The sequence below is a fragment of the Achromobacter sp. genome, assembly GCF_036567245.1.
Lineage (GTDB): Bacteria > Pseudomonadota > Gammaproteobacteria > Burkholderiales > Burkholderiaceae_B > Achromobacter.
Window position 1 is genome coordinate 1 of record NZ_DATCUY010000696.1, and the last position, 26,692, is coordinate 26,692.

At 63.9% G+C, this 26,692-nt stretch carries 24 protein-coding genes, 1 tRNA gene and 2 pseudogenes; 5 read left to right on the forward strand and 22 right to left on the reverse strand.

The annotated features are described in order from the left end of the window. From VIR09_RS31615 to VIR09_RS29845, 3 genes and pseudogenes are all read right to left on the reverse strand, one after another. A pseudogene (locus VIR09_RS31615) lies at window positions 1–94 on the reverse strand (DNA-binding response regulator); the annotation flags it as partial. A gap of 214 nt (window positions 95–308) precedes the next feature. Beyond that, window positions 309–1,796: a protein adenylyltransferase SelO gene (locus tag VIR09_RS29840; RefSeq protein WP_332016157.1), complete on the reverse strand. Its 1,488-nt coding sequence runs from the start codon at window positions 1,794–1,796 to the stop codon at window positions 309–311. Further along, window positions 1,793–2,164, reverse strand: a complete 372-nt coding sequence (locus tag VIR09_RS29845) for a DUF2069 domain-containing protein (protein ID WP_332016158.1) — start codon at window positions 2,162–2,164, stop codon at window positions 1,793–1,795. The genes VIR09_RS29840 and VIR09_RS29845 overlap by 4 nt, the downstream gene beginning before the upstream one ends. A gap of 17 nt (window positions 2,165–2,181) precedes the next feature. Here VIR09_RS29845 and VIR09_RS29850 point away from each other — a divergent pair, with 17 nt between their 5' ends. Together VIR09_RS29850 and VIR09_RS29855 are read left to right on the forward strand one after the other, a co-directional pair. Beyond that, window positions 2,182–3,501 (forward strand): YihY family inner membrane protein, encoded by a 1,320-nt coding sequence (locus tag VIR09_RS29850; RefSeq protein WP_332016159.1) that lies wholly within the window; start codon window positions 2,182–2,184, stop codon window positions 3,499–3,501. Between the two features lie 31 nt (window positions 3,502–3,532). Then, on the forward strand, window positions 3,533–3,991 hold the full coding sequence (locus VIR09_RS29855) for a CBS domain-containing protein (RefSeq protein ID WP_054458582.1): 459 nt from the start codon (window positions 3,533–3,535) through the stop codon (window positions 3,989–3,991). 29 nt (window positions 3,992–4,020) lie between these two features. On the opposite strand, the gene dusA is transcribed toward VIR09_RS29855, so the two are convergent. After that, the gene (gene dusA / locus VIR09_RS29860) at window positions 4,021–5,037 is read right to left on the reverse strand and encodes a tRNA dihydrouridine(20/20a) synthase DusA (RefSeq protein WP_332016160.1); all 1,017 of its coding nucleotides are present in this window, start codon (window positions 5,035–5,037) and stop codon (window positions 4,021–4,023) included. A gap of 185 nt (window positions 5,038–5,222) precedes the next feature. Here dusA and VIR09_RS29865 point away from each other — a divergent pair, with 185 nt between their 5' ends. Then, a complete protein-coding gene (locus VIR09_RS29865; RefSeq protein ID WP_332016161.1) occupies window positions 5,223–6,191 on the forward strand; it encodes a homoserine kinase in 969 nt (322 codons plus the stop codon). A gap of 65 nt (window positions 6,192–6,256) precedes the next feature. Next, window positions 6,257–7,060 carry a BPSS1780 family membrane protein gene (locus VIR09_RS29870; protein WP_332016162.1) on the forward strand — a complete coding sequence of 268 codons (804 nt, stop codon included), beginning with the start codon at window positions 6,257–6,259 and terminating at the stop codon, window positions 7,058–7,060. 6 nt (window positions 7,061–7,066) lie between these two features. Here VIR09_RS29870 and VIR09_RS29875 read toward each other — a convergent pair. The 11 genes and pseudogenes from VIR09_RS29875 to VIR09_RS29925 all read right to left on the reverse strand — a co-directional run. Beyond that, a pseudogene (locus tag VIR09_RS29875) lies at window positions 7,067–7,303 on the reverse strand (DUF192 domain-containing protein); the annotation flags it as partial. Continuing rightward, window positions 7,300–8,172 (reverse strand): type II secretion system F family protein, encoded by an 873-nt coding sequence (locus VIR09_RS29880; RefSeq protein ID WP_332016163.1) that lies wholly within the window; start codon window positions 8,170–8,172, stop codon window positions 7,300–7,302. The gene VIR09_RS29880 and the pseudogene VIR09_RS29875, both read right to left, overlap by 4 nt. Window positions 8,173–8,184: 12 nt before the next feature. Then, window positions 8,185–9,030, reverse strand: coding sequence for a type II secretion system F family protein (locus tag VIR09_RS29885; RefSeq protein WP_332016164.1), 846 nt, complete (start codon window positions 9,028–9,030; stop codon window positions 8,185–8,187). Next, a complete protein-coding gene (locus tag VIR09_RS29890) occupies window positions 9,027–10,721 on the reverse strand; it encodes an ATPase, T2SS/T4P/T4SS family (protein ID WP_332016165.1) in 1,695 nt (564 codons plus the stop codon). The genes VIR09_RS29885 and VIR09_RS29890 overlap by 4 nt, the downstream gene beginning before the upstream one ends. Then, a complete protein-coding gene (locus tag VIR09_RS29895) occupies window positions 10,718–12,088 on the reverse strand; it encodes a type II and III secretion system protein family protein (protein WP_332016166.1) in 1,371 nt (456 codons plus the stop codon). Before VIR09_RS29895 ends, VIR09_RS29890 begins: the two co-directional genes overlap by 4 nt. Next, entirely contained in the window at window positions 12,085–12,939 is an 855-nt protein-coding gene (gene cpaB, locus VIR09_RS29900; protein ID WP_332016167.1) for a Flp pilus assembly protein CpaB, read from the reverse strand. The genes VIR09_RS29895 and cpaB overlap by 4 nt, the downstream gene beginning before the upstream one ends. After that, a complete protein-coding gene (locus VIR09_RS29905; protein WP_332016168.1) occupies window positions 12,936–13,730 on the reverse strand; it encodes a hypothetical protein in 795 nt (264 codons plus the stop codon). Before VIR09_RS29905 ends, cpaB begins: the two co-directional genes overlap by 4 nt. Continuing rightward, window positions 13,727–14,344 (reverse strand): pilus assembly protein, encoded by a 618-nt coding sequence (locus VIR09_RS29910; RefSeq protein ID WP_332016169.1) that lies wholly within the window; start codon window positions 14,342–14,344, stop codon window positions 13,727–13,729. The genes VIR09_RS29905 and VIR09_RS29910 overlap by 4 nt, the downstream gene beginning before the upstream one ends. After that, entirely contained in the window at window positions 14,341–15,759 is a 1,419-nt protein-coding gene (locus VIR09_RS29915; RefSeq protein ID WP_332016170.1) for a pilus assembly protein TadG-related protein, read from the reverse strand. Before VIR09_RS29915 ends, VIR09_RS29910 begins: the two co-directional genes overlap by 4 nt. Further along, entirely contained in the window at window positions 15,756–16,022 is a 267-nt protein-coding gene (locus tag VIR09_RS29920; RefSeq protein ID WP_332016171.1) for a hypothetical protein, read from the reverse strand. The genes VIR09_RS29915 and VIR09_RS29920 overlap by 4 nt, the downstream gene beginning before the upstream one ends. Before the next feature lie 380 nt (window positions 16,023–16,402). Beyond that, window positions 16,403–16,996: a BPSL1445 family SYLF domain-containing lipoprotein gene (locus VIR09_RS29925; RefSeq protein WP_332016172.1), complete on the reverse strand. Its 594-nt coding sequence runs from the start codon at window positions 16,994–16,996 to the stop codon at window positions 16,403–16,405. A 326-nt stretch (window positions 16,997–17,322) separates the two neighbouring features. Here VIR09_RS29925 and VIR09_RS29930 point away from each other — a divergent pair, with 326 nt between their 5' ends. Next, the gene (locus VIR09_RS29930) at window positions 17,323–17,481 is read left to right on the forward strand and encodes a DUF6726 family protein (protein ID WP_332016173.1); all 159 of its coding nucleotides are present in this window, start codon (window positions 17,323–17,325) and stop codon (window positions 17,479–17,481) included. A gap of 122 nt (window positions 17,482–17,603) precedes the next feature. Here the strand turns inward: VIR09_RS29930 and VIR09_RS29935 are convergent. The 7 genes from VIR09_RS29935 to VIR09_RS29965 form a co-directional block, all read right to left on the reverse strand. Continuing rightward, a tRNA-Ile gene (locus tag VIR09_RS29935) sits at window positions 17,604–17,682 on the reverse strand. Between the two features lie 9 nt (window positions 17,683–17,691). Next, window positions 17,692–19,956 carry an RNA polymerase sigma factor RpoD gene (gene rpoD / locus VIR09_RS29940; protein ID WP_332016174.1) on the reverse strand — a complete coding sequence of 755 codons (2,265 nt, stop codon included), beginning with the start codon at window positions 19,954–19,956 and terminating at the stop codon, window positions 17,692–17,694. A gap of 791 nt (window positions 19,957–20,747) precedes the next feature. Continuing rightward, window positions 20,748–22,808 carry a DNA primase gene (gene dnaG, locus VIR09_RS29945; protein WP_332016175.1) on the reverse strand — a complete coding sequence of 687 codons (2,061 nt, stop codon included), beginning with the start codon at window positions 22,806–22,808 and terminating at the stop codon, window positions 20,748–20,750. Between the two features lie 19 nt (window positions 22,809–22,827). Then, window positions 22,828–23,040: a 30S ribosomal protein S21 gene (rpsU, locus tag VIR09_RS29950; RefSeq protein ID WP_006218592.1), complete on the reverse strand. Its 213-nt coding sequence runs from the start codon at window positions 23,038–23,040 to the stop codon at window positions 22,828–22,830. Between the two features lie 392 nt (window positions 23,041–23,432). Further along, entirely contained in the window at window positions 23,433–23,975 is a 543-nt protein-coding gene (locus VIR09_RS29955) for a phosphoribosyltransferase (RefSeq protein ID WP_013392836.1), read from the reverse strand. A gap of 84 nt (window positions 23,976–24,059) precedes the next feature. Next, window positions 24,060–25,355 (reverse strand): adenylosuccinate synthase, encoded by a 1,296-nt coding sequence (locus tag VIR09_RS29960; RefSeq protein ID WP_013392835.1) that lies wholly within the window; start codon window positions 25,353–25,355, stop codon window positions 24,060–24,062. A gap of 76 nt (window positions 25,356–25,431) precedes the next feature. Next, a complete protein-coding gene (locus VIR09_RS29965) occupies window positions 25,432–26,589 on the reverse strand; it encodes an ATP phosphoribosyltransferase regulatory subunit (protein ID WP_332016176.1) in 1,158 nt (385 codons plus the stop codon). Window positions 26,590–26,692 lie beyond the last annotated feature (103 nt).

Below are 26,692 nucleotides of genomic sequence, written 5' to 3' on the forward strand. Positions count from 1 at the left end.
AACCATAGCCACCCAAGCCTAACGCCAACTCCTCCCGGAAGTCGGCGTCATCCTCAAGCAGACCGATACACAGCAAACCATCTGCGCCAGCCATATTTAGAGTGCTTTATTTTGAAGATTATCGACAAATGCCCCGCGGACGCAGAGTCCCGGGTATTCCGTTGGCGACAATCTTACGTCTTTTACAATGGAAACGAATGATTGCAATGAAAAAAACTGCGATATTCCTTGTCCGAATGGTTATTTTCCCGTAAATCCCGGGAAAATCGCTTTCACTTGGCTCCGGTTTGTACGGCTGGCGGCCGGTATCACGAGGAACAACTGACCTCCAGGCTGCCTGCCCAATCCGGTGGCAATGCCGCATACCTCTCGTGTCCAGGCTGGACCTCGTACGGGTTGCGCAAGAGCTTCATCAAAGTATCGATCTCGCTGGTGTCGCCCGTTTTGGCTGCGCGGATCGCCTCTTCCGCCAGGTGATTGCGCAGCACGTAAAGCGGATTCACGCGATTCATGCCCGCGATTACATCCTGCACCGGCCGTCCATCCTGCGCATGCCGCTCCACCAGGCGGTCCAGCCACGCTCCTGCGGCCGGACGGTCGATAAACAGGTCTTCGAACGCGGCGCGCTGGCCCGACAGGGCATCGGCAAGACGCCGCCAGGTCAAGGTGAAGTCAGCCTGATTGGCGTCCATCAGCTTGAGCAGGTCGTCCAGCAGCGCTTCGTCGGCCGGCCGCCATGCGGCCAGGCCCAATTTGGCGCCCATGCGGTCATGGAAGGCGCGGGTGAAGGCCGGCTCGAATTCGTCCAGGACCGCCCGCAAGCCCTCAACGTCCTGCACCAGCGTGTGCAAGCTGCCGCCCAGACGGTAAAGGTTCCAGAGCGCCACGGACGGCTGGCGGTTCCAGGAATAACGCCCTTCCGAGTCCGAGTGATTGCAAATATGGCCCAGGCGGAAACCGTCCATGAATCCATAAGGGCCATAGTCCAGCGTCAGCCCCAGTATGGACATGTTGTCGGTATTCATCACGCCGTGGCAGAAGCCCACCGCCTGCCAGTCCGCCATCAGCAGCGCCGTGCGCCGTGTAACCGCGCGCAGGAGATTCACATAGGGCGCCACGTCGTTCGAAACCTCGCCGGCGCCGGTCTCACGACATTCCGGGTAATGGCTATCTATGACGTAGTCCGCCAGCGTCTTCAGCAAATCGGGCTGGCGGCGCGACGACCAATGCTCGAACGAGCCGAAACGCACGAAGCTGGGGGACATGCGCGTCACGATGGCGGCCGTCTCCACGGTTTCCCGCATGACGGGATCATCGGAAACCACCAGCGCCAGCGCGCGCGTCGTAGGCACGCCCAAGCCATGCATGGCCTCGCTGGCCAGGTACTCGCGCACCGACGAGCGCAGCACCGCGCGGCCATCGCCCATGCGCGAATACGGCGTCATGCCCGAACCCTTGAGTTGCAGTTCCCAATTGCCCTGCGGCCCCTCGACCTCGCCTAACAGATGGGCGCGCCCATCGCCCAATTGGCCAGCCCAGACACCGAACTGATGGCCGCTGTATACCGCCGCCAGCGTGTCGCCGCCAGGCAGCGGCTGGGCGCCGGAAAACACGTTCAGGAATTCGGGCGTGGACAGGGCGGACGGGGACAGGCCGATCAGTTGCGCCGCCTCCACATTGCCGTGCAGCAGACGCGGGTTGTTCAAGGGCTGAGGCGCGAGCCGGGTGTAGAACGCCACAGGCAAGGCAGCAAAGGAATTGACGACGCGCAGGTCGGACAGCAGATGGGCGCTCATGCGCGTTGCCTCCTGGCGGCCCGCTTGGCAGGCCGCACGTAGAAAATGGCGCTAAGGAAGAAAATGACCGACAGCAGGATCTCGCCCCAGGCCATCAGCACGGACAGCGGGGCCGGATCCGACATGGCCCGCACCGCCCCCTCCATCAGGTAGAGCAGCGACAGCATGGACGCCCACTGGTAGGTATAGAGATTGCCGCGCAGGATGCCGCGCAGCGGAAATGCCAGTGGCAGGGCCTTGAGCAGCATCCAGGAACCGCCGGGCCGCACCGGCGCCACCACGGTTTCCCAGGTGACGCAAAGCACGATCAGGGCGAATAGCGAAACCGAGGCCAGCAGGCGCAAACGGGGATTGAGTTCGGGGTTCATACTGCTATTATCGCCTGATGAATCGCCCCGCCGAGCCTGCCGCCACTACGCCGGCGGCCACCGAGCACTCGACCCCGCGCTCTTCATGGATCGCGCGGGCCGGACGCGTTTTGCGCTTCAGCGCTGAACGCGCCGGCGAAGAGAAACTGCTGCAAGTGGCGTCCAGCCTCACCTTCACGACCGTCCTGGCCATCGTGCCGATGCTGGCGGTGGTCCTGTCGCTGTTCACCGCATTTCCGGTATTCCAGGAATTCCGCGTTGCGCTCGAGGATTTCCTGACCAACAGCCTGATGCCCCCGTCCGTGTCGGACAACATCATGGATTATCTGAACCAGTTCGCGCGCCAGGCTTCCCGCCTGACCGCCATTGGCGGGGTATTTCTCCTGATCACTTCGCTGTTGCTGATCATGACGATCGACAAGGCGTTCAACGACATCTGGCACGTGACGCGCCAGCGCCCTCTGCGGCAGCGCGCGCTTGTGTACTGGGCCATCATCACGCTGGGACCGGTCGTGGCTGGCGCCAGCCTTTGGGCGACCTCGTTCGTGGCGCGCGAATCGCTGGGCTTGGTCCGGGACGTGCCTGAAGCCCTCAGCGTCGCGGTGTCGTTCATCCCGCTGATACTGACCGCTCTCGGCTTCGCCACCCTGTTCGTCATGGTCCCGAACCGCGAGGTCCTCTGGCGCGACGCCCTGGTCGGCGGCTGCGTGACCGCGGTCGTGCTGGAAATCATGAAGTCGGCGTTCGCCTATTACCTGACGCGCTTCCCCACCTACACCGTTATCTACGGCGCCTTCGCCACCCTGCCGATCTTCCTGCTCTGGATCTACCTGTCATGGCTGGCCGTGCTGCTGGGGGCCATCCTGGCTTCCAGCGCGCCGCTTATCCGGCTGGGCCGCTGGGAAATCAACCGCTATCCCGGCGCGCCCTTCGTGGATGCCGTGGATGCGCTGCGCGCGCTGCGCCGGGCACAAGCGGCCAATCCGCCAGGACTGCCCGCCAATCTGCTGGCCGCGCAATTGCGGCTGCACCAGGACGAACTGAACGAAGTGCTGGAAACGCTGGCTGAAATGGGGCTGGCGACACGCAGCCCTGAAGGGCTTTGGGTTCTGACCTGCGATGCCCGCAGTACCTCGATGGCGCCTGTAGTGGATCACTTTCTGCTGGATCGCAGCCAGCCCAGGGTCCGCAATGACCCGGAAATACTGCGAGTCGCCTCGGCCGTGATTTCACAGCAAAATACGCCCACGCTGGAAGAAGTCTGCGGAGAAGCGCAAAATACCGAAAATGGAATTGCTCCGGTACTGCAGCTGGAAGCGAAAAAAACTAGCAAATAGGATCAGGGCGTAGTCCGCCCAGGAGGAACCGATGTTGAAGGTCAGCGAGATTTTGCGCGTCAAGGGCGATACGCTCTATACGGCGTCGCCCGACATGCCTGTGTCCCAGGCCGTGCAAACAATGAGCGAGCAGGACATAGGCTCGCTGGTGATCATGGAATTCGGGACGCTGACCGGCATGCTCACGTTCCGCGAGATCATCCGTCACATGCATGCGCATGGCGGCGCCGGCGACACCACCATCCGCTCCATCATGGACGACGCTCCGGTCAGCGTGTCGCCCAACACCAGCGCCGACGAAGTGCAGCGCCTGATGCTCGAAAAGCACGCGCGCTACATCCCGGTCATGGACGGTCCCACCTTGATGGGCGTCATTTCGTTCTACGACATGGCTCAGGCCATCGTGGCGGCGCAGCAGTTCGAAAACAACATGCTGAAGGCCTATATCCGCGACTGGCCGACGGAAAGCGCCGAACCGGCCAAATCCTGAGCCTGCGGCCAGCCTCAGCTGGCCTGCCGTCACACCCCAGCCGGCGCCGCTTCGATCGCGGCGCCGCGCATATCAGGCGCATGCCGCTGGCTGCGCCAGGCATCGTAGATCAGTTCAGGGTTGTTCGCGGCCAGCAAGGCCGGATCGGACAGCATGCGGCGCCAACGGCGCGCGCCGGACTGGCCGTTCACCAGCCCCAACATCGGCCGCGTCATCACCCGCAGGGGCACGCCCACAGCGACTTGCCGCGCCGCGTATTCCATCATGGCGTCCACCACCTGCGCATCGCTGGGCAGCCGCAGCGACGGCCACAGCTGCAAGGACACTTCCGACAGCACCCGCGGCGTATGCCAGGCGGCCCGGCCCAGCATGACGCCATCGAAATCGCCCGCCGCGCGCATGGACTGGTCGGCGTCGGCCAGGCCACCATTGAGCACGAACGTGCAATCCGGGAAATCGCGCTTCAACTGCCGCACCACCTCATAGCGCAGGGGCGGAATCTCGCGATTATCCTTGGGCGTCAGCCCCTTGAGCACCGCGTTGCGGGCGTGGGCGATGAACACCCGGCAACCCGTGTCATAGACCTTGCCGACGAAATCGCGGACAAACTCATAGGACTCGTCATAGTCCAGCCCAAGCCGATGCTTGACGGTGACCGGGATATCCACCGCGTCCTGCATGGCCTTCATGCAATCGGCCACCAGCGCAGGCTCGGCCATCAAGCAGGCGCCAAACGCACCCTTCTGCACCCGCTCCGAAGGACAACCGCAATTCAGGTTGATCTCGTCATAACCCCATTTTTTGCCTAGCCGGGCCGAATGCGCCAGCGCATCAGGCTCGCTGCCGCCTAGCTGCAGGGCCACGGGATGCTCGGCTTCGTCAAAGTCCAGGTGGCGCTCGACACTGCCGTGCAGCAGCGCGCCGGTGGTGATCATTTCCGTGTACAGGCGTGCGCGCGGCGCCAGCAGCCTATGGAAAAAACGGCAATGGCGGTCGGTCACATCTATCATCGGGGCGACACACAGCCGCCAGTCGGGGGAGTCCAAGAATCACTCTACAAAACAAGGGGATGCGGTATTTTACGGTGCTTGACGGCTTTGTGTCCGGGCGGGAGCTCCGTCCGCTGCGCCGGCTGGTGGACAGGCCGCCCCGCCATGTGGTCTAAAATTGCGCCGCCGCAGCCGAAACAGGCATGCCCGCGCGTCCGTTAACCCCTAGATTCCGCACATCAATGGCCGTATTCACCCCTGTCTCCGATGACGACGCTCGCGCCCTCCTGGCGCATTTCGATCTGGGCGAGTTTGTCTCGCTTCGGGGGATTACGGCCGGTATCGAGAATACCAACTACTTCCTGTACACCAGCCGCGGCGAGTACGTGCTGACGCTGTTCGAGGTACTCACGCAGGCCCAATTGCCGTTCTACATCGAACTGATGTATCACCTGGCCGAGCGCGGTATTCCCGTGCCCCGGCCCCAGACCCTGCGCGACGGCACCCGCCTGACGACGCTGCACGGCAAACCCTGCGCCATCGTTTCACGCCTGCCAGGCGGCTACGAGCCCGCTCCCGGCGCGGCGCATTGCGCCCTGGCCGGCGCCACGCTGGCGCGCGCCCACCTGGCGGCGCGCGACTTCCCGCTGCACCAGCCCAATCTGCGCGGGCTGTCCTGGTGGCTAGAAACGGCTCCCAAGGTCATGCCCTTCCTGGAACCGGCGCAGGCCCAACTACTGTCGTCGGAGCTGGCCGACCAGCAGGCAGCCGCCGCGACGCCGGCCTGGCAGGCCTTGCAGACCGGCCCGGCCCATTGCGACCTGTTCCGGGACAACGTCCTGTTCGCCGGCACCTTCGAGGATCCGCTGATGGGCGGCATCATCGACTTCTACTTCGCGGGCTGCGATACCTGGCTGTTCGACGTGGCGGTAAGCGTGAACGATTGGTGCATCGAGCGCGACACCGGCGAATTCGTGCCCGGACTGGTTGAATCCTGGCTTGCTGCCTATGCGGCGGTGCGCCCGTTCACCGACGCGGAACGCGAGGTCTGGCCGCTGATGCTGCGCGCCGCCGCGCTGCGCTTCTGGATATCTCGCCTGTACGACTTTTTCCTGCCGCGGCCGGCCCAGACCCTCAAACCCCACGACCCCCGGCATTTCGAAAGAGTGTTGCAAGCACGCCACCGCCCGGGCCTGCCAATATTGCCGTAACTGTTGCTCCCCCCATAATGGGGATAGCGCGTCCCTTTTTGAGAGATCACTCCCCTTTTAGAGCCATGCAAGCAGCATTCCTACCCGCAACATCCGGCTGGCAATGGGTCCGAGACGGCTTCCGTCTGTTCCGCAAGCAACCACTGGCCATGTTCACCTGGGCCATGGCCATCAGCCTCCTGGTCATCTTCGCCACCGCGACGCCGCCGGTCGGCCCCATTCTGGTGGTGGCGCTGATGCCTATCATCACGCTGATGACGCTATCGGCGTGCAAGCATGTCGAAGCCGACCGCGTCATGCTGCCCTCGATGTGGGCCAAACCGCTCAAGCAGCCCGGCGTGTTCAGGAAGCTGTTCCTGATGGGGCTGCTGTACGCGGCGCTCTGCATCGCTTGCGGCCTGATCATTTTCCTGCCGTTCACCGACGCGATGGTCGAGGGCATGCGTATCGCCTCCGTGGAAAAATCCATGGAGCCCATCTTGTCCGCCATGGCCGTACCGCTGACCTTGTTCGCAATCACGTACGTCGTGATCGCGGCGCTGTTCTGGCACGCGCCCGTCCTGGTCGCCTGGCATGGGCTGCGACTGGTCCAGGCGCTGTTTTTCTCCGGCATCGCCTGCTGGCGCAACAAGCTGCCGTTCCTGGTCTACGGCGCCACCTGGATCCTGGTGTTTCTTTTCATCGACCTCTGCGCCGGCCTTCTGGTTGCCATCGGCCTGTCGCCGCAGCTTGCCGGGACGCTGCAGATTCCCTTCAATATCGCCGCGGGTGGCGTGCTGTACTGCAGCTTCTATCCTGCCTATACCTCCGTGTTCGGCATCGAGAATGCCGGCGCGCATCTCGACGACGGCAACGGCGCCCAGGCATGAGGCCACGCGGCAGGGCGCTAGCGCCCTGCGCACGGCCAGCACCCTTCCCCGCCGCGACATGAATGCCACATCGATGGCATAGCGCATGCCAAAGGTATGCACCGCGGCACAAGGCATCAGCAAGATGCCGGACCGCGGCCCTGGCGGCTTGCGCCCCAGCAAGCCGCGTGCGCGGCCACACCAGCTGGCGACTTTGAGCAGCCTGAGCCTGCCGCGCGGCCTTGATGGCAGGCCATTTCTCATTGCACGCTCTGCAACAATTGCACCATGACCGGAAAGGCCAGCACGATGAACGTGCAGGGAAAGATGCAGCCGATCAGCGGCAACAGCATCTTCACGGGTGCCTGCATCGCCAGTTGCTCCGCGCGCACGTGGCGATCGCTGCGGCTTTGCGCCGCCTGCGCGCGCAGCACCGGCCCCAGGCTTATCCCCAGCGCTTCGGCCTGCGCCAAGGCGGCAGCCCAATTGCGCGCAAGCGGACTGTTGCTGCGTTCCGCCAGGGCCTTGATCGCTGCAGTCCTGGAGACTCCCGCTCGCATCTCTGCCAGCGCGTCGACCAATGCGTCGCGCAATATGCCGGCCGGGCCGCTCTGCGCGGCCATCTGCAATGCCCCGTGCACACTCAGCCCCGCCTCGACGCATAAGGTCATCATGTCGAACACGAAAGGCAGATCGTGTTCGATGCTGCGCCGCCGCCTGACGCTCAAACTCCGCAGCCAGAGCCCCGGCACGGCGCCGGCCCCCAGGGCAGACGCTACCGCCCAAGGAATCCACCCCCAGGACTGGGCCTGCACCAGGACAATCGCTACCGTCGTCGCCAACCCACCGGCGGCCATTGCTGCACTCCAGCATAGCGCCGCCACATGCGCATAGTTGATACCGACGGGCAACGCCGCCCGCTCGATCGCGCGAGTCAGCCGGATGCGCCAACGCCAGGTACACAAAGGCCCCGCCAAGGGCGCCACCGCCGAAATCCAGGGCCAGGCCGCTCGCCACCACCAAGGCAAGGCGGACGACGCGCCCTGGCTGTCCAGCAACAAGGGCTTCAAGACCACCCACGTCAGCCACCCCGCAGCCAACGCGGCCGTCAACAGACTCAAGTACAACCACATGGCACCCGCCCCTCAGATATCAATCCGGACAATGCGCCGGATCAGCAGCATGCCCGTGGTCTCCAACACCGCCACGATGGCCAGCACGCCCCAACCCACGGGCGTATGCCACAGCAAACCCATGACTTCCGGCTCCAGGCGGTCCAGCACCGCAAGCAGCAGCAAGGGCAAAGCTCCTACGATCCAGGCCTGCAAACGCCCTTGCGAAGTCAGCGCCTGCAGCTTCGCCTGCAATTGCACCCGGGCTCGCAGGGTCTGCGCGATGCTCTCCAGCGCCTCCGCCAGATTGCCGCCCGTCTGCGCCGCGATACGCATCGCCGCCACGACGAGAGCGGTGGAATCGGCCGGCATGCGATTGCGCAGGTTTTCAAGTGCGGCGTCCCAGGGCACTCCCATGCGCTGCTCACGCAGCATCAAGCCGAACTCCTGAGCCAGGGGTGCGCCGCTCTGCTCGACGACGTGGCGCAGGCCCGTGGTCAACGCCACGCCCGCGCGCAAGGCAGCGGCAAGCATCAGCAGCGCCATCGGCAGTTGCTGCTCAAACCGGCGGGCCCGCCGGCGCCGCAACGCGTTCACAAACGCCCGGGGCAAGCGCGAGGCAAGCGCCGCCGCCATGGCGGCCACCAGGCTGCTACCCGTCGCCGAAAAGGCCAAGATTGCCGCCAACGCGGCGCAGGCCACCGCGCCTGCCCACAATTGGGCCGGGTCTATGAACAGGAATACCTCACTCAGGCGCAAGCCCGCCTCCTGGGTGTAGACCTCGCGATAACGGCGCAGTGCTGGCGCAAACCAGCTCTGGACGCGCCACGCCAGCAGCAGCACGGAGATCATGGCGGCCCCCGCCGCCACCCAGATCATGGCGTTCCTTGCGAAAAGACTGCAGTCCCCGGCTCAACCTTCTCGGTGTCGGAGAACCAGGCCGGATCGAAGGCCTCGTCGGCCTGTGTCCAATCGCGCGCAAAGCCGGGCAAGGCGCCGCAACCTGTAAAACCCCGGACGCGGTCATACCGGAACAAATCCTGTAGCTGTATGCGCCCGCTTTCCATGCCGGCGACCTCCGCGATCGACGTCACGACGCGCCGCCCGTCAGCCAGCCTGGCCTGTTGCACCACGATGTCCACGCTGGCGGCGATATGTTCGCGCACGGCCGCCAGAGGAAGGTCGAGGCCGGCCATCAGGACCATCGATTCCAGACGCCCCAGCGCATCGCGAGGCGAGTTGGCATGCAGCGTCGTCAGGGATCCCTCATGGCCGGTGTTCATGGCGGTCAGCATGTCGAATGCCTCCGGCCCGCGGCACTCGCCCACCACGATCCGGTCTGGCCGCATGCGCAATGCGTTGCGCACGAGCTCGCGTATGTCGATGCGTCCGCGCCCCTCCTGGTTGGCGGGACGCGCCTCCAGCGCCACCAGATGATCGTGGTTCAGGCGCAGTTCCGCTGCGTCTTCGATGGTGACCACGCGTTCCCCATCGGGAATCTCATTGGACAGAATGTTGAGCAAGGTCGTCTTGCCAGCCCCGGTGCCTCCGGATACCACCAGATTCCTGCGCTGTCTGACGCAGAGCGCAAGGAATTGCGCCATGACGCCGCTCAGCGAGCCCGCCTGGATCAGATCGGACATCCCGGGGCGTCGCTGCGGAAACTTGCGTATGGTCAGGCTCGCGCCCCTCATGGCCACCGGCGGAATGATGGCGTGCACCCGGGATCCGTCCGTCAGGCGAGCATCCACCATCGGGGAGCTTTCGTCGATGCGCCGCCCCAAGGGTGTGACGATGCGCTCGATGACCCAGCGCAACGATTGCTCGCTGGTGAAGGCCGCCTGATGGCGCGACAGGCGGCCGGCGCGTTCGACATAGATCTCGTCATGGCGGTTGACCATGATCTCCGTGATGTCGGCAGCGGCGAGCAAAGGCTCCAGAGGTCCCAGGCCGACCGCCTCGTCCAGCACCTCGCGACAAAGCGCCGCCCGGTCCGCCTCCGGCGGCAAATCCGCGTCCGTGGCGACGATGTGCATCAGCAGCCGTTCGGCCTCCGCGCGCAACATGCTGTCGCTCATGCCCGCCACGTCGCGGCGGCGCAGGTCCAGCGCCGCCAGCAAAGCCCCATGCAGACGCCGACGCTCCTGCAGCTGATGCAACGGCGCGCGCACCGGCAACGACGTTGCAAGCGCAGCCAGCATCGGCAGCTCCTGCGCTGCTGCCATATCGCGCGCGGCGCGGTCAGGCGTCGGACCGCTCGATTCCCCGGAGTGCTCGGAAGTGACCGCCAGCGACACCCGCAGCCGGCAAGGTCCGATCAATATTTCGTCGTCGGGCAGTACCGGTACGTGGCGCACGATTCTCTCGCCGTTCACCAGTGTCCCTCCCAGCGTACCCAGGTCTTCGAGCGCAATACCAGCCTCTTCGTGCACCAGACGGGCGTGCTGGCGTCCCACACGCCAGTTCACAATGCGCAGGCCGCAATGCGCGCCGCGTCCGATCAGCACGGGAGCGGCCACCGTCGCTTTGTCCACCGTGGCGTCCTCGAACATCATTTCTATGTCGATCATGGTCTCGTTTCCGATGCAGAATCCGGCACGCCATCAGGTTGTGTACCCCATTGCGAACCTGCGCCCGCGTAGGCATTCCACCCTGCCGAGGCAGGCACGGCGGTTCCCAGGCGCGGCGGCACGGGAAAAGCCGCTTCCAGCACGCCCCGTCCACGCCGCACACGGTCCGCCATGGCGGGCTCTGCCTGCGTAATGAGTTTGGGCGTCACAAATATGGCAAGTTCGGTTTCCCGCAACTGATACCGCCGGGACGAGAACAAGGCGCCCAGGACCGGGATGTCCTTCAGCCATGGCAGACCGTCGCTTGCCTCGTCCCGCTCGCGCGACAGGAAGCCGCCGATGACCAGCGTATCGCCGGACCGCACGTTGAATTCGGTGGATGCGCGACGCGTTCGCAACGCCGGCCCGCCCGGCACGCTCAACGCGTTGTCCACCGAACTCGCCTCTACCTCGATCAGGGATCGGATGACCCCGTTGCGGTCGATGCGGGGGGTAATCCTGAGCATGACGCCGTAGGGCTTGAACAGCGTGGTGGAATTGCCGCGCGTATCGGTCGACGAGTAGGGAACCTCGCCACCGGCCAGAAAGGTGGCGCTGGCGCCGCTGCGCGCAAGCAACTGAGGTTGGGCCAGCATCACGGCCTCCCCGCTTTGAGCCAACATCGCGATGCGGGACGACAAAAGCGCATTGACGCCAAAGTAGCCTGCCGCCGACGAGACTGGGCCCACCGTTTCTATGATTCCCTCGCCGGGGCGGCTCATGCGCCCCCGGGATCCCGCATCCCAGGCCAGGCCGGCATTGATGCCGCCTTGGGATATCCCGTCCCAGCGCACGCCGAGATCCCTCAGCCTCGATGTGGGGATCTCCACGACCTGCACGTCCAGCTGCACCATGCGATCCCAGCCCACTTGCCCGGTGAAATCCAGCACGGCGGGATAGCGGTCCGCCAGGGCCGTGATGCGCAAACGATCGTCGTCGGAAAGGTCATCCCCCTCGATCAGGATGCGGCCGCCCACCTCGGTACTGCGCGCGCCAGGAATGCGGGCAAGCAAGGCCTCGACTTCCGCCCGCAGGCGCGGCGCCCCCGCCGGCACAACCCTTAGTTCATAGGCCTTGGCGCTGGCGCCATTCACCCAGACATGCAGGGACGACACGCCCTCGGCGCGGGCGAACACAATCACCTCGCGCCCTTCGGCCTCGACGGCCCCGATCACCTGGCCATTGCCTATTGCCACGCGCTTGACTCCGGGGTGCGACAGAATCCGTGTCTCGCCCACCTGAAGTTCGATCTCATGGTCCTCCGGCCACGCTGTCGGACTGACCAGGCATAGCGCCCAGGCAAATATGCTGACGACGGCACGCCTCATGGCCGCCCCCTTTTAAGTCGAGGCGGCGCGGCCGCTTCTCTCTCCGTTGTTCCCTCACCTGCCGTGGATTCCAGCCGGTCTCCGTACAAGATGGCCACGCCCGGCGCATTCCGAGGCTCCAGGTCCAAACCGATCAGCGAAGCAAGGTCTCCTTGCGCTGCGCCACTGACCACGGCGGCATCGTCGCGATGGCGCAGCATCGCTGTCAGCACCCCGCTCTGCCGAGCCGCCACGAATCGCATCGCCTCATCTGGCGTTGCTGCCAAGGTGATATTGCCGCCCTTGTTCTCGCCATCGGCCTCGCCCCCCACCATCAGCACGCGCATGCCTTGCAAGAGGGGCACAGTCAGCTCCTGCTGGCGATGCGCAAAACTCACATAGATGTCGATGGCATCGCCCACGCGCAATACCTCCGCCAGGCCGCCCAGGTCCGTGGCCGCCACCGTCAACGCGCGTTGCCCGCTACGCAAACGGGACGCCAAGGCCGGGACTGGGGCGGTGAACGTCAAGTGTCCTCGGAGCAAGGGCTCACCATTGGCGACATCGGCCAGCAAGGTGGCGCCAAGCAGGCCAGAAAGATCCAGGGGATCGATACTGGCCCGCGAAGCCCATGGCTCCGGGATTTCGCGCACGGCGACATGCAGCTCTTCGAGTTGCGTACCCGCAGGCAGGTCAAACGCCGCAACGAGGCGGCTGACCGTCGGCGTGCGCGCCTCGGCCTCCAACGCCTGGACTCGCTGCTGCACGTGTTCTCGCACTGCCCATGCGGATACCAGACCCGCGATCAGCGCAATCGCGTACACGCCCGTTCTGCGCAGACGCTGCAGGACATGGGTGATCCAGTGCCTCATGGTGTTCTTCCGCTGACCAGAAGCCCGCTGCCGCCTTCTAGCGGTACCAGCGACAGCCTCATGCGAGCGCCCAGGCGGCCCCACCAATGCGCTGATTCTTCGGACGCCGGCATGCGACGCCAGCCGTTCTGGACCAGACGCTCCTCCAGCAGCGGAGCCAACTGCCTCGGCGACAAGGCGTATTGCCAGATACGCTCGGAGACGCGCACGCCGTCCTCCATCACCGCCACGTCCAACCTCTGACGAGCACCAGCCGGGAGCCATGCAGGCAACGGGCTGTCCGGCACAGCCAGGAGGCTGACCGTTGAAATGCTTCCGGCCGTTCTGCGCGCGCCCAGACCTTCCATCTGGACGACCCATCGCTCCTGCCCCACCTGCCCCGACAGAATGGCCTGGCCGGACAACACGTTCAGGTCGGTCAAAGCGGGCTGCTGGGCTGACAGGTAGCGGATCAACTCGGGCGTGCCGAGAGGCGTGTCGAATATGAGCACGCGCGCCGGGATTCCATGCAGCCAGATGCGTTCCGCCAGCAATCCGCGCCGCGAACCCGCGGGAAAGCGCAGGGCTTCCAGCGTGGCGTCGCCGGATCTGGCCCGACTGGCGGCCCCAGCCTCGCTACCGTCAGCCGCGAGATCCTGAGCGGCGGCAATGTTGCGCCCCCCCACCGCAGCGACGGCCAGGGCGCCAGCCAACAACAGGCGTAGTGTCCGTGCCACCGCCAAGGTCCGCCAACCGCTACCCCACGGCGCGACCAAACCCGCAGGCAATGGCAAATGACAAAGTCCGGTCATTTGCCCGCCCCCTTGCGGCTGGTCAGCCGATCCGCAGGCACCACATCCGCCCATTCGGACAGCCAGTCCAGCGACAGGGCGGGCCTGCGCCATGGCCCGTCCAGGCGATCGACGACAGGCTTCAAACGCCTTGCCTGAGCCAGCGAAGCGCTTTCAGCCCTGAGCCAGGATGTTGGCGCACGGCCGATGCGGCGCTGCGCGTCGGTGTCGCCGTGCGCATATCCGGCGCCGCTTGCCACGTGCGTGCGACGGGCGCGGCGCAGCCAGACCGCATTGTCCCGATCACGACGCGCGGTGCTTGCCGTCGCTGACAGCAGCTTCAAGTCCACGCCGAACCACTCGTCCTGCAAGGCGCTGACCTGCAATGGCGCGATACCGGGCAGCGAGCTGGCTTTCCGCGACAGCACCGCGCCGCTTGGAGCGCGCAGGTTCTGCGTGGGTTGCCCCAAGGCGCCGGCCATCGCGGCCTTGCGGCTGGCCTGCGCAACTTCCTGCGCCGCGAACTGCAATCCACCTATCCAGGATGCCGCCCAAAGCAGCAGGGCCAACAGCGGCAGCATCAGCAACGCTTCGATCAGGGCCTGCCCTTGCTGCCGCGCAAGAATCCGGTTCATGGCACCCCCTTTGCCTGCGTGGCCTCGCCGGCGGTAACGGCCGACAGGCGCGCTTGCCAATATGGCCGGAACAGCGTGGCAAGTTCGTCACGGCCGTCGGCACGGCGTTCCGGCCGAGCAAAATAGGTCTCTGCCGCTGAGGTCACAGTGACTGCGTCCTCTGGACCGAGGGCGGCATAGCGGAACCTTCCCACGGGCGACCGGACCGCACTTTCCGCATCTGTGGTTTTCAAGGTAGAGCCAGCAAGCCGGACGGCCACCGCGAAGCGCAAGGGATCGCCACTGCGCGACAAAGCGATGTCGCGGTAGGCCGGCAGGCCCCGGCCCGGCCAACGCTGAGCGTCAGCCATGGCGTACGAGTTGGCCATGGGATTGCTGATGTCATTGAGCAGATCCCAGTTTGTCGACAGTTCCACCCAGCGCCAGAAATCCTGATCGGAAAAATCGAGCGGCGGTTCATCCACGTACTCCAGGCCTTCGGGCGCCTTGATCTTCTGCCCCTGCGCCGTGCCCCAGCCCATGGCGTATTCACGGAAGTAGCACCCCCTCCAGCGGTTGAAGCGCAGCGCATGGTAGGACTGTGTGTCCAGCGCCCCCCAACGTCCGTCCGGTCCCAACCAGGTGGAACCCCGCCGCCGCAACTCATGACGATGCAACGGGCACAGCGGATGGACCATCCACGGATTGCGGCGCGTGACGCTGCGACGATTGAGAAAACCATAGCGTTGCGCCGCCTGCTCGACAGCGGGCCGCAGACCTGCGTCGCGCATGGCCTGACGGCGCCCCACGTAGCCTGGCCACCCGTCCGTCAGCAATCGCAGGCTGGCACCTCGGGCATGCGCGCCATCTACGCCGGGCGCGGGAACGTCGTCCGAGAGATTGGCGGACAAGACCTTGTTCATGATGCGGCCGCGCGAAGCCGCCAGACCCGCGACAGCCGACGCCGCAGCTGCTTCCAGGACCTGGTGGACTACCCTGTCATGCTCACCGAACGCCGCCGCCAGCCTCTGTTCCGCATCAGGCACAGCTCGCGCCGCTTGATAGGCCATGCCCACGTCCGGCCCGAACAACATGGTGATCAGGCCGGCGGGTGGATTGCGACGATTGTGCTGAGACTGCATGGTGCGGGCATATTGCGCAGACGCACCCAGCGTGACCAGATGCGCCATGGCGACCTGATGCGCGATCTGGGTCCGGTTGATGTAGGCAAGGGCATTGAGCGCGCGCGCTTGCTCCAGCGCCCCGCTGTACGCCGCCGCGTCCGCGGCGTGCGTCAGCCGCTGGCGTGCTCCGACGGTTTGTCCCAAGTTGTACAGGACGACCAGGGAGATGCCTCCCACAGCCACCATCAGCAGGCCCAGGACCAGCGTCTGGCCACGCTGGTGGGTAAGCGATGCGCAAGAAGGCGTAGTCACTTCGCGTCCGCCGCATTGCCGGTGAAGGACTTGAGCGACCGAGCCTTGGTCTGCGCCGCCGCTTTCTGCGCCGCCTGTTGCGCCGCGCGGCTCTGCGCACCGCCGTCCTCGCCGGCAAGTTCGCGCGCCATGGCGGCGGTCTGCGATCGCACCACCTGACCGAAGTACTGATACACCGCAATGGCAGCCACCGCGACCAAGGCCACGACCACGATGTATTCGGTCATGCCCTGTCCCAACTGACGCTTCCGCAACCTTGACATATCCGCTCTCCGGCACTGTGAAAACAGGCTTCAGTGTCGGCGTCTGCCCCCGATGTCACAATTCGCGGATACCGAGGCGGATAAAGTTGTCGCGGGCCCGTTGACAGTTGACTTCAGCGGTCCCCCCTGCGGGAGGCGTGAATCTTGTAACCCTTTAATATTCCAGGGTTTTCCCTATTGCCCAGCCTATGGCTCAGCAGTAGATTTGAGTTGCCGGGCTGTCTGACACCCATCGCGTGCGAAGCCGGGCAGGAGCGCCTCAGACTCACCTTGAGCTGGGGCGCTCTTCCATTTCAGGGGTTGAAAGCGCGCTCCGCGACAGCACTGGACGAACGCGGTGGCTGGCGGCGATCCAGTCGGGCTGCCTGCATCGGCTTGGACTACAACAAGAGCGGCGAAATCTTGCTGCCGTCAACCGACACCCCGGCCATGAGGCCGCCGTTGTTCAGCACGAAACCGACGATAGGCTGCTGTGCGGTGTAGGTATCGATGCTGCCGTTGACGCCCACATTGGCCACCGCAACCGTCGCGTCCGCCCCCACCGTCCAGCCGCTGCTGGCACGGAACTTGGCCAGCGCGCCGTCCGTCATGAACAACACCACCATCGCCTTGGACTGCGCGCCGGCCTGCAGGCCGATGGAGCCGCCCGTGATGCTGTAATAGCCGGTATCCGAACCGCCCACCCGCAACACGCCGGTTCCATGCTGGGCTCCCACGATGAAGCTCGCGCTCAATACGCCCGGAAACACCAGTACGCCGCGCGCGCGTTCCACCAATTGCCTGGCCTGGGAAGAGGACTGATAAAGCTTGGTCAACGTGGCGTCCGCAGCGGTATCGAGTTCCTGCCGCTTTTCCGCAGCCGTGGCCGAGGATTGGGCAGTGGTCGTGGTGCAGCCAGTAAACAGCAGACTAGCCACTCCGAGCATCGCGGCGATCACGCCTGCTCGGCCTGCCTTGGGGAAAGTATCAAGCATATAGCGCTCCTTCTTTTTGTTGGATGCCCTTCCGGGCGTGCCCGGAAAGAACGTCACCATCCTACCTGGGATTTTCCGGACCTGGCGCCATGCATGCGAGGCCTGCGTTACCTCCTGTTCCAAGACGAGCAAGTGTCATTACACTTGGCCCGCATTTCCCCACTAATTGACGTGGCGACACATAGCACAATGCCGCTTCCGCTATGCATCGTGCACATTTTCTTCAGATGGGGATTTGCGTCTGAACATAATCGAAATCGACGCCGTGCGACACCGCCAGCCCTTGATCAGGCTGCGCCTTGATCAATCATTTTCGAATACATCCAATGAAGTGGCTTTTGATTTCGATGCTATGCATATTCACTTCCGGTTGCGGCGTAGTTGCCGCCCCCTGCCGTATTGCATCTGCCGCGATCAAGATCGTGCCCGTCGTCGGCGACGTTGCTGCGGCACCGACGGATGCTTGCGCGGAAGTCATCGACTGATTGCTGCGACGGCGCAGCGGATCCCGAAAATAGCCGGGGCAGCGCTTGCGCGCCGGTAAATCAAAACCCTGGATGTACAAAAAAAAACGGGTCTCGGATTGCTCCGAGACCCGCGTCTTTCTTGGTAGGCCCCCCGAGAGTCGAACTCGGCACCAACGGATTATGAGTCCGCTGCTCTAACCAGGCATGAGCTAGAGGCCCAGAAAATGATTACTGCCCTTCCAGGAAGCTCTTGAGCTTATCGGCACGGCTGGGGTGACGCAGCTTGCGCAGTGCTTTCGCCTCTATTTGGCGAATGCGCTCACGCGTGACGTCGAATTGCTTGCCCACTTCTTCCAGGGTCTGGTCCGTGCTCATTTCGATGCCGAAACGCATGCGCAGAACCTTGGCTTCACGCGGGGTGAGAGAGTCTAGCACTTCCTTGACCACATCGCGCATGGAACCGTGCAACGCCGCGTCGGAAGGCGCCAGCGTGGACGTGTCTTCGATGAAATCGCCCAGGTGCGAGTCGTCGTCGTCACCGATAGGCGTTTCCATCGAGATCGGCTCCTTGGCGATCTTCAGGATCTTGCGGATCTTGTCCTCGGGCATGTCCATCTTCTGCGCCAGGGTCGCGGGATCCGGCTCGGCGCCGGTTTCCTGCAGGATCTGGCGGCTGATCCGGTTCATCTTGTTGATCGTTTCGATCATGTGAACCGGAATACGGATGGTGCGCGCCTGGTCGGCGATGGAACGCGTGATGGCCTGACGGATCCACCAGGTCGCGTAGGTCGAGAACTTGTAGCCGCGACGGTACTCGAACTTGTCCACGGCCTTCATCAGGCCGATGTTGCCTTCCTGGATCAGGTCCAGGAACTGCAGGCCGCGGTTCGTGTACTTCTTGGCAATCGAGATCACCAGACGCAGGTTGGCTTCGGTCATCTCGCGCTTGGCCTTGCGGGCCTTGGCTTCGCCGGTGGCCATGCGCTTGTTGACGTCCTTCAGGTCCTTCAGCGGCAGTACGACGCGCGTTTGCAGGTCGATGAGCTTCTGCTGCAGTTCCTGCACGGCGGGAATCTGACGCTCCAGCGTTTCGGCGTACGGGTGGCCAGCGGCCACTTCATCGACGACCCACTGCATGTTGGTTTCGTTGCCCGGGAACACCTTGATGAAGTGCGTGCGCGGCATGCCGGCACGGTCCACACACGTGTGCAGGACGGCGCGCTCAAGCTGGCGTACTTCCTCGACCTGCTGGCGCAGCGTGTCCGCCAGCTTCTCGACCATCTTGGCCGTGAAGCGGATGCCCATCAGTTCGTTCTGGATGGATTCCTGGGCGCGCACGTAGACGTCCGACTTGTAGCCGTCCTTCTCGTACGAGTGGCGCATCTTGTCGAATTGCTTGCCGACTTCGTCGAACTTGGCCAGGGCCTTCACGCGCAGGTCTTCCAGCTGCTTGCTGGACATACCGCCGGCGGGGCCATCATCGCCTTCGTCTTCCTCGGCCGTGACGCCGGCGCCGGCGTATTCCTCGCCGTCTTCCGGATCCACCAGGCCGTCGACCACTTCGTCGATCTGGGCCTGTCCTTCACGCACGCGCAGGATGTGGGCCAGGATCTCGTTGATCGTGGTCGGGCAGGCCGAGATGGCCATGACCATGTGCTTCAGGCCGTCTTCAATGCGCTTGGCGATTTCGATTTCGCCTTCGCGCGTCAGCAGTTCCACCGAGCCCATTTCACGCATGTACATGCGCACGGGGTCCGTGGTGCGGCCGAAATCGGAGTCCACGGTGGTCAGCGCGGCTTCGGCTTCGTCTTCGACGTCGTCGTCGTTGGAGGCCACCGGCGCGTTTTCGCTCATCAGCAGCGTTTCGGCATCGGGCGCCTGGTCGTAGACCGCGATGCCCATGTCGCTGAACGTGCTGATGATGCCGTCGATCGCTTCGGCGTCGACCAGATCGTCAGGCAGATGGTCGTTGATTTCGCCGTAAGTCAGGTAGCCGCGGTCCTTGCCCAGCTTGATCAGCTGCTTCAGGCGGTTGCGGCGCGCTTCGTATTCTTCGGGCGTGACGGGGCCGCGGGCGATCAGATCCTTGGGATCGGCCTTGCCGCGCTTGCCGCCGCGCTTCGGCGGCTTCAGATCGGGCAGGACTTCGCCTTCGCCGTCCATCGAATCGTCGAAGCCGTCGGAATCATTGTTGGCATTCTTGGCGGGACGGCCCGGGCGGCGGCCGCTGGGCACGGGGCGCGCGCTGCCCACGAGGTCGGCGAGCTTGTCTTCGGCCTTCTTGGCGCGAGCCTTCGTCACCTTCTCGGGCTTGTCAGCCGCGGCGGCCTTGGTCGCCTTCTTGGCGGCCGTCTTGGCAGCAGGCTTGGCGACCTTCACCGCCGTCTTGGCGGGCGCCTTTTCCGCTGCCATGCTTACGACGCGCTTGGCCGTGGTGGCCTTGGTTTCGGCCGCATCAATTGCAGAGGAGGATTTGCCGGTGGATTTGGTCATAGTCGCTTCCGTGGTCGTCGCAACCCGTTCGGGCATGTTGCACCGCATGAAGCCGCCTTGGACGGCAGCCCAACACGGCGGTTATACGGGTAAAACTGGTGCATCAGCGGAGACCACACGGCTGCGTTGTTCGCAGCGCCAGCTCTTGCGAGCCCGCTTGGCGCCGTTCCGGTGCGATACCGTACTTGCGCCTTGCGTGCATGACCTCATCCTGCGGGGCCTCCCGGGCGTCGGGGGGGCTGTCTGCCTATAAATAGGCTTTGCTTGCTTATCGGGCCTTGGCCCCAAGCAGCTGAGTAGACACAGCACCCAAACCACTAACGCTACGCGGAGATGACCGCCGCCGAACTGCTTGATTCACCGCTCAGCTATATTAATTAACTATGTAACAAATTTGACGCGCGCATTCGCTTTTATTTCTGCCGTTGCGCGCCTGACGTTCCATTTTTTGGAGCGTCCACCGCGTCCGGATCGCGAGCCCCGCGTCAAATCCTATACATCCATTAGATTCCGGCAGCCAGAATAGATTCCGCCTGCCAGATGCATTTCATGTTGCCTACGTATTGCAGCACCAGGATTACCACCAAATTCAGCAAGAATTAAGCAGAAATCGACTGCAAGCACTTCGACTGCAAGCACCTCAATTCGTAGACTAACCAAGCCGCGCCAGGCCCAGTCCTGTCAAACTTCGGCGCCGAGGATCTGGCACCCCGCGCCGAAACAAAAATCCTGCCCTGTCCAACCGGTAAAAAACGCGCCATGTCGGCGGACAACCTTTGATTTTAGCGCATTTAGCGCACGCCGGCACCTTTCAGCACGGCCATGCGGCTGGAAAGTTCCAGATAGCGCTTGCGCGCTTCTTCCGTGGCCAGCCCCGACGCAGCGAGCTTGGCCATCTCCAGCTTGGCCGAATCAAACTCGATACGCCTCAAGGCATCGTCCCATTCGGTTTGCGGGTCCGGCAGGTCTTCCTGCGACAGAATGTCGGCCCGCAACCCCTTGAGCACGGTGGCCAGATCCGAATCCGGATCCGCCGCCTCCAGCAGGGCGCCAACATGGCGGGCGCCACTGGATTGCGCCAGCATGATCAAGTCTCTTACAAGACCTAGATGGGGGCCATGGTCGATGACTTCAAGCTGCTGGTCGCCCATGGAGTCAACCAGCTCGGGGTGCGCCAGCAACAGGCCCAGCAGGCGCTTGGCCAGCGACGGCATGGTGCGGCGGCCTTCAAATCCGCCAACATCGTTGTCGCGCTTGCCTTTCCAGTTGCCTTTGCCGCCTTTCCAGTCGCCCTTGCCCTTCCAGTCGCCTTTACTCTTCCATTCCTGCTTGCCACCACTGCGCTGAGCACCTCCACCGCCAAAGTCGGAACCCTGGGACGGCAGATGGACTTGGTCCGCGTAATCGGACTCGTCAGCCGGGATGTCATGAAAATCGTGGCCAGCGAAGTCGTAGCCCATGTCTGAATGGCCCGCCTCATGCTCTCGGCCCGATGCCGCCGCCGCGCCCGCATCCCCTCCGGCCGCGCCCGATTTGGCAGCGGGTGCAAAAGGCTTGGCGGGCTGCTGAGCCAGCACCTGGGCCATTTCTTCCGGCGTCAGCTGAACCTGCTTGGCCATTTCCCGCTCGATCTGCACGCGTAGCGCGCACTCGGGAATGGCGGCCAGCAAGGGCTTGGCCTCGTGCAGGCAACTGGCCCGCCCTTCGGCTTCGTTCATGTTGTGCCGCGAGGCCAGCTCATCCAGCAAGAAGCGGGAGAGCGCCACGGCCTCCCCCAGGCACGCGCGGAAGGCTTCCGCGCCCAATTCGCGCACGTACGAGTCGGGATCGTGCTCTGTGGGCAGGAACAGGAAGCGGATCGCGATATCGTCGCGCAGCACCGGCAGGCAGGCCTGCAAGGCGCGCCACGCGGCGCGCCGGCCGGCCCCATCGCCGTCAAAACTGAAGATGACCTTGTCGCTGGCACGCAGCAGCTTCTTGACATGGTCCGGCGTGGTGGCCGTCCCCAGCGTCGCCACCGCGTTGGCGATGCCTTGCTGGGCCAGGCCGACCACGTCCATGTAGCCTTCGACCACAATGACCTGCCCTTCCTGGCGTATGGCCTGGCGCGCCTCCCACAGCCCGTAGAGCTCATGCCCCTTGGAGAACAGCGGGGTTTCGGGCGAATTCAGGTACTTGGGTTCGCCCTTGCCGATGATGCGCCCGCCAAAGCCGATGAGACTGCCCCGCACATTGCGGATCGGAAACATGACCCGCTCGCGGAAGCGGTCGTAACGGCGCCCATCCTCGGATTCGATGACCAACCCGGACTCGACCAGGACGGGATCCTCGTAGGTCGGGAAGACTTGCGACAAGCCGTGGCGGTCGGTACCCGACCATCCCAGGCCGAAATGGGCCGCAATTTCACCCGACAGGCCACGCTGCTTCAAATAGCGGATCGCCGCGGGCGATGCCCGCAACTGCTTGAGGTAATGGGCCTGAGCGGCATCCAGCACCTGCGTGTGGCGAGATTCCTCGGCCTTGCGGCGCGCGGATTCCTGCTGCTGGCGTGGACTGCGGTTTTCTTCGGGGACCGTCATTCCCGCCGATGCCGCAAGCGTGCGCACGGCATCGGGGAAACTGGCGCCCGTGTGTTCCATCAGGAAGGTGATGGCGCTGCCATGCGCTCCACAACCGAAGCAGTGATAGAACTGCTTGGTGGGGCTGACAGTGAACGAGGGACTTTTTTCGTTATGAAAAGGGCACAGGCCAAGCAAGTTGGCCCCGCCCTTTCTCAACTGCACGTATCGCCCGACTATGTCGACGACGTCGACTCGGGCGAGTAAATCCTGGATGAATGATTCTGGAATCAATAGATTCGGGAATCAAAAATCAATACAGGCGCGGGGGCAGTTGTTGGCTACGGATGCGCTTGTAGTGGCGCTTCACAGCGGCGGCATGCTTGCGCTTGCGCTCGGCCGTGGGCTTCTCATAGAACTCGCGCGAACGCAGCTCGGTGAGCAAACCGGTCTTTTCGATGGTGCGCTTGAAGCGGCGCAGAGCGGCTTCAAACGGTTCGTTTTCCTTCAGTCGAACGATAGGCATAAAGTGATTGGCCTGCTTGTAGGGTAACAAAAGTTGATGACAAACCTGGCTTGCTTACCAGCAACGCTGCGCGGGTCCAGGTACGCGTAAACGGCCTCGTCGATACCAAAATCATACCAACAGAGGCAGATACCGCGAACGGGGAACCTTGAAAGCGCAATCCAGGCGCCGGACGCTGGCTTCAGCGCTGCTAGGCAGCCCTGAACCGCAGATCCCATCCCGGATTTCCGCTGGCTGTTTCCGTTACCCAAAGACTACCCAAAGAGTAACAAGCCAAGTTCGGTTTAGCGATAACCAGCGATTCTAGCATGGTAACGGCCATTTTGACTACTGGAGGGACAGTCTGGCGCCCTGGGCAGCCAGAATGCCCTCTCTTGCCGGAACGGCCACGCTCAGCTCTTGGAACCCTTGCGGATCCAAGCTTCGAGCTGATGCGGACGCAGGCTGTCGTAGTCTTCGAAAGGCTGGTGAATCCACGGATTCGTGGGCAGCTTGTCGACGTAGTAGTCCGGCGTCGCCTGGGAGTGGCCCTTCCACCAGAGCACCGCGCTGCGCAGCTCGGTGATGTCGGCGAACTGGCTCTTCAGGTGATCGAAGACCTTGTTGAAGGTCTTGCCGGTATCGACCATGTCGTCCACCAGCAACACCCGCCCGGACAAAGTGCCGCGCGTGATGGTGATGAACTGGGCGATATCCATGTCGCCTTGCTTGGTGCCGGCCGCTTCGCGATAGCTGCTCGTGGCCAGAATGCCCAACGGCACATCAAAAATACGGGACATAACATCACCGACGCGCATACCGCCGCGCGCCAGGCAAAGAATCTTGTCGAACTTCCAACCCGATTGATGCACCTGCAAGGTAAGGCGCTCGATCAGGCGGTTGTAGTCGTCCCACGTCACCCACAGATGGCTGTCATCATTGGTCGGCGTGCTCATAGGCAAGCATCTCCTGCTTAATAAATACGAAAAGGCCGCCGCCGGTATGAGACCGGCGGCGGCCTTGCGGATAATAACCCGATGTCAGCCCTTCAGGGGATGACGCAGCACAATGGTTTCGTTGCGGTCGGGGCCGGTCGACACCAGGTCGATGGGCACGCCGCAGACTTCGGCCACGCGCTCCAGGTAGCGGCGGGCCGCCTCGGGCAGCTTGTCGTACTCGGTGATGCCGACAGTGGACTCGCTCCAGCCAGGCAGCTCTTCCAGCACCGGTTGCGCCTGCGCCACGGCGTGCGCGCCATAAGGCAACACATCGCGGAATTCGCCATTGACGCGATAGCCGACGCCCAGCTGGATGGTTTCCAGACCATCCAGCACGTCCAGCTTGGTAATGCACAGGCCGGTGATGCCGTTCAGGCGGACCGAGCGCTTGAGCGCCGCGCCGTCGAACCAGCCGCAGCGGCGCGGACGGCCCGTGACGGAACCGAATTCCTTGCCGATCGTGGCCAGGCGGGTGCCGATCTCATCGACCAGTTCCGTGGGGAACGGGCCCGAACCGACGCGGGTCGTGTAGGCCTTGGTGATGCCCAGGACGTAATCCAGCTGCTGCGGACCAACGCCTGCGCCGGCCGAGGCCGCGCCAGCAACGCAATTGCTGCTGGTGACGAAGGGATAGGTGCCGTGATCCACGTCCAGCAAAGCGCCTTGCGCGCCTTCGAACAGCAGGCGCTTGCCTTCCTGTTGCATGGCATACAGGTTGCTCGACACGTCCTTGACCATCGGGGCGATGGCCGGAGCCAATGCCATGGCCTGGTCGCGCACTTCATTGGCGGAAACCGCCTCGGCGCCCAGGTACTTGGTCAGCACAAAGTTGTGGTAATCCAGCACTTCGGCGAGCTTTTCGTCGAACAGCGCGGGATTGAACAGGTCCTGCACGCGCAACGCGCGGCGGGCTACCTTGTCTTCGTACGCGGGGCCGATGCCGCGACCGGTCGTACCGATCTTGCCATCACCCTTGCGCGCTTCGCGCGCCTTGTCGATGGCGACGTGGTACGGCAGGATCAGCGGGCAGATTTCGGAAATCTGCAGGCGCGAACGCACGTCCAGACCGGCGGCCTCAAGCTCTTCGATTTCCTTGAGCAGGGCTTCGGGGGACAGCACGACGCCATTGCCGATGAAGCAGGTGACGCCGGGATGCATGATGCCCGACGGGATCAGGCGGAGAATCGTCTTCTTGCCGTTGATCCACAGCGTATGGCCGGCATTGTGACCGCCTTGGAAGCGGACCACGCCCTGGACGGATTCCGCCAGCCAGTCGACGATCTTGCCCTTGCCCTCGTCACCCCACTGGGTGCCGATTACGACTACGTTCTTGCTCATGTTACGAATCAATATCGAGTTTCTCGGGAAATCCGGAAATCTCCCCGCGGCCCTCTCGTTGCCGAGAGGGAGTTAGTCACAGCGTTCTGACCGTCCAGGCGCCATCCTGCAGCGCCAGCTCGCGATCGCAAACGAATTCGTCCTGATCCTGCTCGTGACCGGGCAATACCTGAACGACAATTTCCCCCGACCGGCGCAGGCGGTGCACCGCCTCGGTCAGGGCGGGGGCTTGCCCCCAGGGCGCGCGAACCGCACGCGCCCTTTCCGCCGGCGGCAAACCCGCCGCCAGCTTGCGTAAATCAAGACTGAAGCCGGTGGCGGGACGAGCCCGCCCAAACGCACGGCTGACATCGTCATAGCGGCCGCCGCTGACCAGCGCATCGCGCCAGCCTTCGGCATACAGCGCGAACTTGACGCCGGAATGGTAGCCATAGCCCCCCACGTCGGCAAGGTCCACGCCGAACGCCACATTCGGCATGGCGTCCACCACCAACTGCAGCGCGTCCAGCGCCGCCACGACGCCCGGCAGCAAGGGCAGCTCGCGGCGCGCTTCCTTCAGCACTTCCGGACCGCCGTACAGCTTGGGCAGCAATTGCAGGGCCTTCAGGGTCTCTGCACGCAGGCCGGGAGCCCGCTCAGCCAATTCGCCGAGCCCTGGGACGTCCTTCTCGCGCATCAGCAGAATGACGTCCTGCGACAGGGCCGCAGCCGCCGGATCGGACTCCAGGAGCGCACGCAGCACGCCCGGATGGCATAGATCCAGCCTCGGGTTGCGCACACCGGCGATCGCCACCGTTTCCAGCACCAGCTGGATGATCTCCAGGTCCGCCTCGAAACCGGCATGGCCGTAGATCTCGGCACCGATCTGCAGCAGCTCGCGGCTGGACAGCAGGTCCGCCGGGCGGGCATGCAGCACATTGCCGCAATAACACAGGCGGGTAACGCCCGCGCGGTTCAATAAGTGCGCGTCGATGCGCGTGACCTGAGGAGTCATGTCCGCGCGCACGCCCAGCGTGCGCCCCGACAATTGGTCGACCAGCTTGCAGGTGCGCAGATCCAGATCGCTGCCAGTGCCGGACAGCAATGAATCAATGTATTCGACCAGGGGCGGCGCGACCAACTCGAAACCGTAAGTGCGATACAGATCGAGAAGTTCGCGGCGCAATTCCTCGATGCGCCGGGCCTCTGCCGGAAGTACGTCGGCAAGGCTCTCGGGCAGCAACCAGTTACCCATGAATGTTTACCTGAATAACGCCAAGTGATGCGTGGGCGTCGCCCAAACGAAAAAGCGGCTGAGGGGGCGTAAGCCCGCTCAGCCGCTGCGGAATGTTTTCTAG